Source organism: Massilia aurea, assembly GCF_024753205.1.
Lineage (GTDB): Bacteria > Pseudomonadota > Gammaproteobacteria > Burkholderiales > Burkholderiaceae_D > Telluria > Telluria aurea.
The window spans coordinates 137,795-150,421 of the sequence record NZ_JANUGZ010000002.1; the positions used below are offsets into that span (position 1 = coordinate 137,795).

Below are 12,627 nucleotides of genomic sequence, written 5' to 3' on the forward strand. Positions count from 1 at the left end.
TTTGATGCGGGATACCGAGTTGGAAACCTTTCCAATATCGTGTGAAAAATATAGTCCGATTTTTGGGGTGCGTCAAACAGATCTGCATGGCACGCAGAGATTACCCGGTGCGCATACTTTTGCTGGTTAGACGGTGACGTACGTGGTGATGGTGAAGACAGGTAACCGGCGCCCAAGCGGCGCCAGTGATGGACGAGCGTGTGCCTGTTCGCCTAGGCGCGGGCGAGAATCTGCGACACCAGCTGCGCCGGGGTATCGCGGATGTCGAGCGTGATGCCCGCTTCGTCCGGCTGCAGGGGTTCGAGCGTTGCCAGCTGGCTGTCGAGCAGCGATGGCGGCATGTAGTGGCCGGGGCGGTTGCTGACGCGCTCGGCCAGCAGGCTGCGCTCGCCGGCCAGGTGCACGAAGCGTACGTCGCCGCCGGCGCCCCGCAGCAGGTCGCGGTAGCTGCGCTTGAGCGACGAGCATGACAGCACCGCCCCGCCCTCACGCCTGGCCAGCAGGTCACGCAGCGTCACGAGCCAGTCGTGGCGGTCGTCGTCGGTCAGCGGCGTACCAGCCGACATCCGGGCGATGTTCACGTCGGAGTGGTAGGCATCGCCCTCGATGAATTCCACGCCGAGCTGGTTGCCCAGGCGCGCGCCGATCTGGCTCTTGCCGCAGCCACTCACGCCCATGATGACCCAGGCCGTTCCCTTGTTATCGCTCGTTGGTTCTGTCGTCATTGCCTTATGTTACCGCTAACAAATATACCGCGATTGTGCGCTCGCGGCCTGGAAATGTAAACCCGCCGGCCGTGCACCCAATTCGAGCGGCTGCGCCTGCGCGGTGCGTATTTCGCCGGCTCGGTACAAACTTCTTGCTGGTCGGTCTGCTTCTTCATCGACTTCGTGCATGGCACGCGCCTTGCTGAAGTAATGCGTGAACGTAGATTCCCACCACTTTCTGGAGCAGCCAACATGATTTCATGCCGTGAAGATGTCACCAAACTGATCGTATCCGCGAAAGTCCGCAAGGGCATCAAATGGCGCGACGTGACCGAGGCCACGGGCCTGTCGAAGGAATGGACCACCGCCGCCTGCCTGGGCCAGATGACGCTGACCAAGCTACAGGCCGAAGCAGTCGGCAAGCTGTTCGAACTGTCCGACGAAGCGATCGCCTGGCTGCAGATCGTGCCGTACAAAGGCTCGCTGCCGACAGCCGTGCCGACCGATCCGCTGATCTACCGCTGGTATGAGCTCGTCAGCGTGTACGGCACCACGATCAAGGAACTGATCCACGAAGAATTCGGCGACGGCATCATGAGCGCCATCGATTTTTCGATGGATATCCAGCGCACCGAAGACCCGAAAGGCGACCGCGTGAACGTGGTCTTGTCGGGCAAATTCCTGCCCTATAAATCCTACTGATCCCGCTTATGCGCTCTCGCGGTCGCGCAGCGTGAAGCCAAGGTCGATGCGCCGCTCGGCCGGCTCTTCGCCCTTGATCACCTGCAGCAGCAGGCCGGCGGCTTCGAAGCCGATCTGGTAGCGCGGCGTGTCGACCGTCGTCAGTGACGGCATCATCCAGGCCGATGCGGGCAAGTCATTGAAGCCGCATACCGCGATGTCCTGCGGGATGCGGATGCCTTGCCGCTGGCAGTGGAACACGGCGCCGTGGGCCAAGTCATCGTTGCAGCAAAAGACGGCGTCGCAGTCGGGCCGCAGCGCCATCAGTTGCGCCATCAGGCCGGCGCCCAGCGCGATCGTCGAGCGTTCCGGCACCATCAACTCCAGGCCAGGATCGGCCAGGCCCGCCGTCGCCATCGCGGCGCGGTAGCCATCGGCGCGGCGCAGCGTGCGCTCGTCGAGCTGCGCGCCGATGAAGCCGATGCGTGTGTAGCCCTTGGCGATCAGGTGGCGCGTCATGGCCATGCCGGCCTCGTACTGCGAAAAGCCGACCGACAGCACGGCCGGGTCATCGGACAGGTCCATCATGGCGACCGCCGGCACCTTCGATGCCGCCAGCATCTTGGCCACGGCGGGGCTGCGCACCTGGCTCGAGAACAGGATGCCGTCGGGGTTCGACTGCAGATAGGTGCGCAGCAGCTTTTCTTCTTCGAGCTGCGAATAATAGGTATTGCCGATCAGGAGCTGGTACTGGCCGGGCGCGACGGCGTCGTGGATGCCCTCGAGGACGGCAGTGAACACGGCATTCGACAGCGACGGCACCAGCACCACGATCACGTGCGACTGCGACGAGGCCAGCGCCCGCGCGGCGCGATTGGGCACGTAACCCAGTTCGGCCACGGCTTGCTCGACCTTGATGCGCGTGGCCTCGGACACCAGCTTCGGCTGGCTCAGTGCGCGCGAGGCCGTCATGATCGACACGCCAGCCATGCCCGCAACCTGCTCGAGCGTCGCGCGCCCCGTCCCCCTGCCCCGGCTTCGGCTTGTCTTGTCCATGCTGTTCCCGTGATATTTACGCAATGACCATTCTATCAATGCAGCGGCCTGCCGCTACAGGAAAGTTGGCGACCAGAGAAAAAGCCGGGGTCAGGTCTGACATTCGGACACGATCTCGACAGTCGAGTAGTCCAAACTAGCTGACACAGGGCCATGCTAATACTAGGCAAGACACTTTGGACGTGACTAAGGCTGAGGCCGTGTCCGAATGTCATACCTGACCCCGGCTAGAAGTGACTAAGGCTGAGGCCGTGTCCGAATGTCAGACCTGACCCCGGCTGTGCGTCAACAAAAATCCCTGCTGCGCGTATCGAGTCCACCCAGCAGGTGCGACAGATCCACCAGCCGCTTGGCGACCAGGTGGCGCACTTCGCCCTCGCGCTGCCAGACCCCGTAGACGCCGAGCAGCGGCGCGCTTAGCACCTCGCGCCGCTGCTGCTCTACCAGCGATGGCCACACGATCACGTTGACGTTGCCGGTTTCGTCTTCCAGCGTCAGGAACAGCACGCCCTTGGCGGTGCCGGGGCGCTGGCGCACCGTCACCAGGCCGCAGCCGCGCGCCAGTTGGCCGTTCTGGAAATCCATCAGCGTCGCCGCGGGCAGGAAACGCTGCGCCAGCAAACGCTCGCGCAGCAGCGCCAGCGGATGGCGGCCCAGCGTGAGGCCCTGCGCGCGGTAGTCGCCCACGATCTCTTCGCCTTCGCTTGGCGCAGCCAGCACGGGCGCTTCTTCGCGCGGCACCGTCGGACGCAGCAGGTCCTTGTCGGGCGCGGCGCCGGATGCTTCCCACAATGCTTCGCGCCGGTGCCCGGCCAGCGATTGCAGCGCGCCGGCCGCCGCCAGCACCTGCAGGTCGCTGCGGTCCAGGCCCGCGCGGCGCGCCAGGTCGGCCACATCGGCAAACGGCCGCACGGCGCGCGCCTGCTCGATGCGCTCGGCCGCATCGACCTTCATCCCGCGCTGCAGCGACAGGCCGAGACGCACCGCCGGCTGGCGCGTGCGCTCGTGCGGATCGTATTCTTCGAGCGCCGAATCCCAGCCGCTGACGGCGACATCGACTGGCCGCACCTCGATGCCATGGCGGCGCGCGTCCTGCACCAGTTGCGACGGGCTGTAAAAGCCCATCGGCTGGCTGTTGAGCAGCGCGCACAGGAAGGCGGCCGGCTCGTGGCACTTGAGCCACGAACTGGCGTACGCCAGCAGCGCGAAGCTCGCGGCATGCGACTCGGGAAAGCCGTATTCACCGAAGCCCTGGATCTGACTGAAGATCGCTTCGGCAAATTCAAGCGTGTAGCCGCGTTCGAGCATGCCGGTCGTGATGCGCTCGTGATAGTGTTCGAGCCCGCCCTTGCGCTTCCAGGCCGCCATCGCGCGGCGCAGCTGGTCGGCCTCGCCCGGTGTGAAGCCCGCACCCAGGATCGCCACCTGCATCACCTGCTCCTGGAAGATCGGCACGCCCAACGTGCGCTCGAGCGCCACTTTCATTTCGGCGCTCGGATACACAACCGGCTCGAAGCCCTGACGGCGCCGCAGATAGGGATGGACCATGCCGCCCTGGATCGGGCCGGGGCGCACCACCGCCACCTCGATCACCAGGTCGTAGAAGACGCGCGGGCGCATCCGCGGCAGCATGCTCATTTGCGCGCGCGACTCGATCTGGAACACGCCCACCGTGTCGGCCTGGCAGATCATGTCGTAGGTGGCCGTATCGTCGGCCGGGATGTCCTGCATCTCGAACACGTTGCCATAGCGCTGGCCGACCAGCTCCAGCCCGCGCCGCATCATCGACAGCATGCCCAGCGCCAGCACGTCGACCTTCATCAGCCCCAGTTCCTCAAGGTCGTTCTTGTCCCACTGGATGACGCTGCGGTCGGCCATCGCGGCGTTCTCGATCGGCACCAGGCGCGAGAGCTTGCCGCGCGCGATGACGAAGCCCCCCGGATGCTGCGACAGGTGACGCGGGAAGTTGAGCAGCGACTGCGCGAGCGTGGCCCACTGGCGCGACAGCGGCGCCTCGGGATCCAGGCCGCTCTCGGCCAGGCGGCCCAGCAGGTCGGCGCGGCTGTCGAACCAGTGGTGGGTCTTGGCGACCTTTTCGACGATGCCAAGGTCGATGCCCAGCGCGCGGCCGCTGTCGCGCAGCGCACTCTTGGGGCGGTAGCTGATCACCACCGCCGCCAACGCTGCCCGATCGCGCCCGTATTTGTTGTAGATGTACTGGATGACTTCTTCGCGCCGCTGGTGCTCGAAGTCGACGTCGATGTCGGGCGGCTCGTTGCGCTCGCGCGAGATGAAGCGCTCGAACAGCAGGCTGGCGCGGGCCGGATCGACCTCGGTGATACCGAGGCAATAGCAGACGGCTGAATTGGCCGCCGAACCGCGGCCCTGGCACAGGATGTGCTGCGAGCGGGCGAAGCGCACGATGTCGTATACCGTCAAAAAGTAGTGTTCGTAGCGCATCTCGGAAATCAGCGCCAGCTCGTGCTCGATCTGCGCCTGCACCTTGGCCGGTATGCCGTCGCGAAAACGCCGGTGCGCGCCGATCCAGGTTTCGGCGCGCAAAAAGCTCGCCGCCGTGTGGCCAGGCGGGACCACTTCGTCCGGGTATTCGTAGCGCAGTTCGTCGAGCGAGAAGGTGCACAGGCGCGCCACGCGCACCGTCTCGGCCAGCACCTGGGGCGTGTACAGGTTGGCCAGGCGCAGGCGCGAGCGCAGGTGCTGCTCGGCGTTCTGCGCCAGCCCGTAGCCGCAGTCGGCCACCGCCTTGTTCAGGCGCGTGGCGGTGAGCGTGTCCTGCAGCGGTTTGCGCGAGCGCACGTGCATGCACACGTGGCCCAGTGCCACGATCGGCAAGCCATGCTGCCAGCCGACTTCTTCGACCGTGGCGCGGTGCGCATCGTCGAACGCGCGGTGCAGCGACGTCAGGCCGAGCCAGGCGCGGCCCGGAAAGGTAGTCGCCATCCACGCCGCCTGCGCGTGCAGGCGGTCGACATCCTGCGCCTCGTGTCCCGGATACGGCGGCAGCAGGATCGCCAGGCAATCGGGCATGTGGCGCAGGTGCGCGTTCTCCGGCGCCGGGTCGGCCAGATCATCGGGGGTCAAGAGGTACGTGCCCTTCTCAGCACGCGTGCGCCCGAGCGTGATGAATTCGGACAGGTTGCCGTAACCCTCGCGGTTCTGCGCCAGGAGGATCAGCGACGGCGCCGGGCTGCCATCGAGATTCTGCAAATGGAAGTGGGCGCCGATGATGAGCGGCAGGCCTGCCTCCTTGGCCTCGGCATGTGCGCGCACGACGCCGGCCAGTGAGCATTCGTCGGTGATCCCCAGCGCGAAGTACCCGAGCTGCACCGCGCGCAGCACCAGCTCCTCGGCATGCGACGCCCCTTGCAGGAACGAGAAGTTCGACAGGCAGAACAACTCGGCATACGGCGGCAGAGTCGGAGCTGCGGGAGGCTGGTTGGTCGGAGGCTGTATCACGCCGGGCTCATGTCAAATGACAAATACTGTATAAAAACACAGTATAGCCGACCTTTTTGGCCTCACGCGCATTATTTACCGCAGGAAATTAGTTATGCACCCAACTTGATAATACAAAGTTATACAATCAGAACGTTGTGTTAATGCCACATTGCAACGGTAATCGAAGGATCCATTGATAGTATCCGAACATCCTTCGGAGAAACCAGTGCTCAAACTCAAAATCATGCCCCGTTCCGTGTTGGCCAGTCTGTATGGCAGCACCATTCTTGCTTCCCTTGCCCTCGCCCCTGGCATCGGCCAGGCGCAAACCGCACCCGCCATCACCACTGACGCCGTCGTGCCAAGCGTGAGCGTCGTCGGCTCGCGCCGCGTCGGCGCCGCGTCCAGCACCGATACCCCGGTGGCCATCGACTTCATCCCGATGACGAAAGCAGCCGAACAGAGTGGCCAGTTCGACCTAGCCCAGGTGCTGAGCAACCTGTCGCCGTCGTTCAACTCGACGCGCCAGACGGGCGCCGACGGCGCCGACCTGATCGACTCGGCCGCCCTGCGCGGCCTGGGTTCGGACCAGACCCTGGTGCTCGTCAACGGCAAGCGCCGCCACACGGTCGCGCTGGTGAACCTGTTCGGCGCGCGCAACCGCGGCAACACCGGCACCGACATGAACGGCATCCCCGTGATGGCGATCCGCGAAGTGCAGGTGCTGCGCGATGGCGCCGCCGCCCAATACGGCTCGGACGCGATTGCCGGCGTGATCAACATCGACCTGAAGAAAAGCCTGGGCTGCGAATCGGTGGCCGGCTACGGCCAGTACACCGAGGGCGATGGCGAGAACTGGCAGGCATCGGCCTACTGCGGCGTGGCCCTCGGTGGCGGCGTGCTGGGCATCACCGGCGAATACTCGGACCGCGGCCGCTCGAACCGTTCCGAGCCTGGTAACCCGCGCATCATCGGCGACACCAAAGCCGACAACCAGACCATTTACCTGAACGGCGAATTCCCGGCCGGCGCGGGCGGCAAGTTCTACTTCACCGCCGGCGTGCAGCAGCGCGACGCGTCGTCGGCTGCATTCGGCCGCGAAGGCCTGGGCTCCGAAGACATCCCGTCGCGCAATTCGGCCGCGATGTACCCGGACGGCTTCGTACCGTTCATCAACGGCAAGGTCGATGACCGCTGGGGCACCGTCGGCTACCGCTGGACGGCTGGCGAATGGAATGCCGACCTGTCGCAGACCTACGGCTACAACCGCCTGAAGTACGACATCGCCAACACGCTCAACGCCTCGATCGCCAACCTCGATCTGCTGGGCGGTGGCCAGGGCCGCAGCGCCGACCGTTTCTATGCGGGCGCGTTCTCGTTCCGCCAGGCGACCACCAACGCCGACATCAGCCGCTTCTACAGCGATGTGTTCAAGGGCATGAACGTCGCGTTCGGCCTCGAGCACCGCCGCGAGAACTACAAGATCTTCGCCGGCGAAGCCGGTTCGTACATCGACGCTGACGGCGTGGGCATCGGGGGCAACGCCGGCAGCCAGGGCTTCCCGGGCTTCCAGCCGGGCGACGAAACCGACACCGACCGTCACAGCAACGCGGCCTACGTCGACATCGAAACGGACCTCACCGACCGCCTCAAGATCCAGACCGCACTGCGCTACGAGCGCTACTCGGACTTCGGCTCGACCACCACCGGCAAGCTCGCCGCCGCCTACCGCCTGGCGCCGGACCTGCTGCTGCGCGGCTCGGCCAGCACGGGCTTCCGCGCACCGTCGCTGCAGCAGGCGTACTTCTCGTCGACCTTCACCGACTTCGTCAGCGGCCAGCCGCTGGACGTCGTGCTGGCGCCGAATGGTGGCCGCGTGGCTGCTGCCGCCGGCATCCCGCAACTGAAGGACGAAGAATCGAAGAGCTACACGCTGGGCCTGACCTGGTCGCCAACGCAGGCACTGTCGGTCACGGCCGACCTGTATCGCATCGACATCGATGACCGCATCGTGCTGTCGGGCCGCTTTGACGCCGACAACTACCCGGCGCTGGGCGCGACGCTGCAGCAGCTGGGCGTGGGCCAGGCGCAGTTCTTCGTCAACTCGGTCGACACCAAGACGCAGGGCCTGGACCTGACGGTCTCGCACCGCGCCAACGTGGCCGCGGGCCGCCTGACAACGTTCCTGGCCGCGAACTTCAGCAAGACCGAAGTGCAGCGCGTGAAAGCGCCAGCCGCACTGGCAGGCTTCGAAGACGTGCTGCTGTCCGAGCGCGAGCGTCTGTTCATCGAAGAAGGCGCGCCGCGCCGCAAGGCCACGCTGGGCTTCGACTACGTCCAGGGCAAGCTGGAAACAGCGCTACGCGTGATCCACTTCGGTCCGCAGACGCTGGGCACGTTCTCGGGTCCACCGGTGCCGAACCAGAAGTACGAAGCCAAGACGTCGGCCGACCTGGCCTTCACGTGGGCCTTCACCGAGAAGACCCGCCTGACGGTTGGCGGTACCAACATCTTCGACGTCAAGCCAACCGTGCAGGATGCGAACGAGACCGACAACGGCTTCAAGTACGAGAGCGTGCAGTTCGGCCTGAATGGCGCGGCGCTGTTTGCGCGCCTGGCGCACCGGTTCTGATCTGGGCCTGAGAGCGGTGAAACAACGGCCTGCAAGCGATTGCAGGCCGTTTTTTATTGACGCCGGCCGGGCGGCTGCGCTGTGTCAGAATGGCGCCTGTCGTCCAAGCCCCCACCTGAAAGCACCATGCACAAACTGATTGCCGAATTGATGCGGCTGTATCTTCCCGCCGATGTGCTGCCGTCCGACATCCTCGCACTGCCGGTCAGCCTGACGGGTGGCGACGGCCAGACGCGGGCCATGATGATCCCGTTTCGCAAGACCAAAGGCGCCGACAGCGAAGCACACTGGACGCGGCTGTGCGAAGTAGCCAATGCGCTGCAGACGACGCTCAAGCTGCCCGCGCCCGCAGTGAGCATCTCGGGCGGCGACGCGTATTATTTGTGGCTGTCGCTTGCGACGCCGGTGCCGGCCGAGCGCGCGCAGGCTTTTCTCGAACGCCTGCGCGATGCGTACTTCCCCGAGGTCGAGCTGGCGCCGGACGCAGTGCGCGCGCCGGTCGCCCTGCCGCCCTGCCTGCACCCGCGCACCGGCAAGTGGGCCGCCTTCATCCACCCGGGCATGGGGGCATCGTTTGCCGACGAACCGGGGCTGGACATGCAGCCGCCGCCGAACGGGCAGGTTGGATTCCTGGAGGGGTTGGAGAGTATCGATGCGGCGCAGTTCGAGCATGCGTGGCGCCTGCTCGAACCGGCCGCGGTGAGTGCGCCGGTGCCTGCACCCGCGCCCGTGCCTGCGGCTTCGTCTACACCTGCGCCGCCGGCAGGCCTGCTGCTGAAAGACGCGACGCTGGAAGACATCGTGCGCCATCTGCATGCGAAGAATATCGAGCCGACTTTCCGGCACCTGATGACTGGTTAAACGCGTGGACGGCGCAGCCGTCCACGCTACTTGGTCACCGTGATCAAGGAGCGCTTGCCGCCTTTGAACCCGTACAAGGTGATCGTCCCGTCACGCACATCGCCGCGCGCATCGAACGCCACCGGCCCGGTCACGCCCTTGTAATTGGCTTTGGCCAGGAATGGCAGGTATTTCGCAGGGACGGCCGATCCGGCCTTGACCATCGCGTCGGCCATGACCATCGTCGCGTCGTACGCATACGGCGCGTTGATCTGCACATCGATGCCGAAACGCTTCTTGTAGTCGGCGCGGAACTTGTCCATGCCGGCCTTGCCTTCACCGCGCACGCCGCCCGCTTCCGCGCACACGACCTGGCCGTCGGCCATGGTGCCGCCGGAGAGCTTGAAGATCTCGTCCGAGCAGATGCCGTCGCCGCCCATCATGCGCACGTTCATGCCCAGCTGCTTCATCTGGCGCAGCATCGGGCCGGCCGTGGCGCTCAGGCCACCGAAGAAGACCATGTCCGGCTTGGTGGCGCGGATGCGGGTGACGATGGCGCTGAAGTCGGTCGCCTTGTCGTTGGTGAATTCGCGCGCGACGATCGTGCCGCCCTGCTGTTGCAGGCTTCTGGAAAACTCCATCACCAGGCCCTGGCCGTAGGCCGTGCGGTCATCGACAACGGCCACGCGGCGCACCTTCATGGCGCCGGTCGCGTAGCGGCCCAGGGCCTGGCCCAGCTGCACGTCGTTCGCGATCGTGCGAAACGCCGTATTGAAGCCCTGCTGCGTGTATTTCGGGCTGGTGCTCGATGGTGAAATCTGCGGGATGCCGCCGGTGTGATAGATCTTCGACGCGGGAATCGTGGTGCCCGATGTCTGGTGCCCGATCACGCCATTGACCTTGGCGTCCACCAGCTTCTGCGCCACGCTGGTGGCCTGTTTCGGGTCGCCCGCGTCGTCTTCGGCCACCAGCTGAAACGTCACCTTGCGGCCGGCGATCGTGGTGCCGCGCGCGTTGAGGTGTTCGATCGCCATGCGCGTAGCGTTCTCAGTGTCCTTGCCAAAGTAGGCCACCGGCCCGGTGATCCCGGCCACGTGGCCGATCTTGACGATGTCCTGGCTTGACGCCAGGCCGGCCGTTGCCGCCAGTACGCTGGCGACCAATATGTTTTTGTTCATGGGTTCCCCGGTATGCAAACAGGCGGACAAAAAGCCGCCAAACCGGCTATTTTACCGTGCGCTCAGGCAGCTGTCTGCACAGGGGTCTTGAACGTGACGGTCGCCATCAGACCACCCAAGCGCTCGGACGAACCCAGCGTCAGCACCGCGCCATGGCGCTCGGCGATCGCCTTGATGATGGCCAGGCCCAGGCCACTGCCGGCGGCTTCGCTGCCGGCCACGCGGTAGAAGCGGTCGAACACGCGTTCGCGTTCGTCCGGCGGAATGCCGGGGCCGCTGTCTTCCACTTGCACCGCCACCGTCCCGGCGCCGCTGAGCACCGAGATGTCGACGGTGCCCCCGCCCGGGGTGTACTTGACTGCGTTGTCGACCAGGTTGCGCAGCAGGATCTGCAGCGCGTCGGGCTGGCCGTCGACGCTAGCCGGGTCGGCCTGCTGCAGGCCCAGGTCGACGCCCTTGGCAGCAGCCACGCTGGCCAGGTCGGCGGCCGTGCGGCGCGCCAGGTCGGCCAGGTCCACCGGCCGGGTCTTGGCAGCCGTGCCTTCGGCGGCGGTGGCTTCCTGCCGCGCCAGGATGAGGAGCTGCTCGACCAGGCGCGTGGCGCGGTCGATGCCGGCCGTCAGGCGGCCCACCGCGACCTGGCGCGCCTCAGGCGTGTCGGCGCGGTCGAGGCTTTGCGCCTGCAGGCGCAGCGCCGCGAGCGGCGTGCGCAGTTCGTGCGCGGCGTCGGCCACGAAATGCTGCTGGGCCTCGAACGCAGTGCGCACGCGGCCAAACAACAGGTTCAGCTCTTGCACCAGCGGACGCACTTCGTCGGGCAAGCCGGTATCGGAGACCGGCGACAGATCGTCGGCCTGGCGCGACGCCACCTGCGAGCGCACGCGCGCCACCGGTTGCAGCGAGCCGCTCACGACCCACCACACGACCAGCATCAGGATCGGCATCATGACCGCGATGGGCCCCAGCGTGCGCAGGGCCAGGTTACCGGCCATATTGCGGCGCACGGCCAGGTCCTGCGCGACCTGCACGGTTTGATTCGAGGTCTGGATCGAGAACACACGGTAGGTCGTGCTGTTGGCGCGCACGTTCGAAAAGCCCAGCACCGCGCGCTGCGGCAGGCGCGCACGCGAAACGCTGTGGAACATCTGGGCGCCGTCGGGGGACCACATCTGCACCACCATGTCGTCGTTGCCGCCAGCGCTTTCGGCTTCCTGCCGCGCGCGCGCTTCGTCGTTCGACAGCGGTGTGCTCGAGCGCAGCGACAGGGCCATCTGCTGCATGTGGTAGTCGAAGATCTGGTCGGCGTCGTGCAGCGCGGTACGGTAGGCGATCGTCGCCTGCGCCACCGCCGCGATCGTGATCGCCGCGAGCAGGAACCAGAGCAGGCGCCCGCGCAGCGAGTGCGTCATCTTCATGCTTTCGGCACCATGTAGCCGACGCCGCGCACGTTCTGGATCAGGTCACTGCCCAGTTTCTTGCGCAGGCCGTGGATGTACACTTCCACCGCGTTGCTCGAGACTTCGTCGCGCCAGCTGTACAGCTTTTCTTCGAGCTGCGCGCGCGAGAGCACGGCGCCGGGCCGCGCCACCAGCGCTTCGAGCACGGCCCACTCGCGCGCCGACAGCGACACCTGGGTGCCGTCGACCATGATTTCGCGCGTGACCGGATTGATCGTGATGTTGCGGTATTCGAAAATCGGCTCGGCGCGGCCAGCAGCGCGCCGCAGCAGCGCGCGCAGGCGCGCCAGCAGTTCGTCGAGATCGTAGGGTTTGAGGACGTAGTCGTCGGCGCCGGCATCCAGGCCCGCGATGCGCTGGGCCACCGAGTCGCGCGCGGTGGCAACCAGCACCGGCGTGCGGTCCTTGCGCGCACGCATCGAGCGCAGAACTTCGAGGCCGTCCTTGCGCGGCAGCCCCAGGTCGAGCAGCACCAGGTCGTAGTTCTGGTTCTGCAGCAGGGCCGTGTCGGCCATTTCGCCGTCCTTGACCCAGTCGACTGCGTAGTGCTCGGCCCTGAGCAGGTCGAGCACCACTTCGCCGATCATCGTATCGTCTTCCACCAGCAGCAGCCGCAT

Annotated in this window: 9 protein-coding genes; 3 read left to right on the forward strand and 6 right to left on the reverse strand. The window is 65.9% G+C overall.

All coding sequences use genetic code 11. From position 1 onward, the window contains the following. Nucleotides 1–212: 212 nt before the first annotated feature. Complete coding sequence (locus NX775_RS06265; RefSeq protein WP_258835214.1) at nt 213–725, reverse strand: gluconokinase; 513 nt, start codon at nt 723–725, stop codon at nt 213–215. Nucleotides 726–959: 234 nt separating this feature from the next. Here NX775_RS06265 and cynS point away from each other — a divergent pair, with 234 nt between their 5' ends. Then, entirely contained in the window at nt 960–1,409 is a 450-nt protein-coding gene (gene cynS, locus NX775_RS06270; RefSeq protein WP_258835215.1) for a cyanase, read from the forward strand. Between the two features lie 6 nt (nt 1,410–1,415). Here cynS and gntR read toward each other — a convergent pair whose 3' ends face one another. Both gntR and NX775_RS06280 read right to left on the reverse strand, forming a co-directional pair. Beyond that, nucleotides 1,416–2,444, reverse strand: a complete 1,029-nt coding sequence (gene gntR, locus NX775_RS06275) for an HTH-type transcriptional regulator GntR (RefSeq protein ID WP_258835216.1) — start codon at nt 2,442–2,444, stop codon at nt 1,416–1,418. A gap of 285 nt (nt 2,445–2,729) precedes the next feature. Next, on the reverse strand, nt 2,730–5,921 hold the full coding sequence (locus NX775_RS06280) for an error-prone DNA polymerase (protein ID WP_258835217.1): 3,192 nt from the start codon (nt 5,919–5,921) through the stop codon (nt 2,730–2,732). A 208-nt stretch (nt 5,922–6,129) separates the two neighbouring features. Between NX775_RS06280 and NX775_RS06285 the strand changes: the two genes are divergently transcribed. After that, nucleotides 6,130–8,535 (forward strand): TonB-dependent receptor plug domain-containing protein, encoded by a 2,406-nt coding sequence (locus tag NX775_RS06285; RefSeq protein WP_258835218.1) that lies wholly within the window; start codon nt 6,130–6,132, stop codon nt 8,533–8,535. A 126-nt stretch (nt 8,536–8,661) separates the two neighbouring features. Next, complete coding sequence (locus NX775_RS06290; RefSeq protein ID WP_258835219.1) at nt 8,662–9,396, forward strand: hypothetical protein; 735 nt, start codon at nt 8,662–8,664, stop codon at nt 9,394–9,396. Between the two features lie 26 nt (nt 9,397–9,422). On the opposite strand, the gene NX775_RS06295 is transcribed toward NX775_RS06290, so the two are convergent. From NX775_RS06295 to NX775_RS06305, 3 genes are all read right to left on the reverse strand, one after another. Then, complete coding sequence (locus NX775_RS06295) at nt 9,423–10,553, reverse strand: branched-chain amino acid ABC transporter substrate-binding protein (protein ID WP_258835220.1); 1,131 nt, start codon at nt 10,551–10,553, stop codon at nt 9,423–9,425. Between the two features lie 62 nt (nt 10,554–10,615). Next, nucleotides 10,616–11,968, reverse strand: a complete 1,353-nt coding sequence (locus NX775_RS06300) for an ATP-binding protein (protein WP_258835221.1) — start codon at nt 11,966–11,968, stop codon at nt 10,616–10,618. After that, nucleotides 11,965–12,627: a response regulator gene (locus tag NX775_RS06305; RefSeq protein WP_258835222.1), complete on the reverse strand. Its 663-nt coding sequence runs from the start codon at nt 12,625–12,627 to the stop codon at nt 11,965–11,967. The genes NX775_RS06300 and NX775_RS06305 overlap by 4 nt, the downstream gene beginning before the upstream one ends.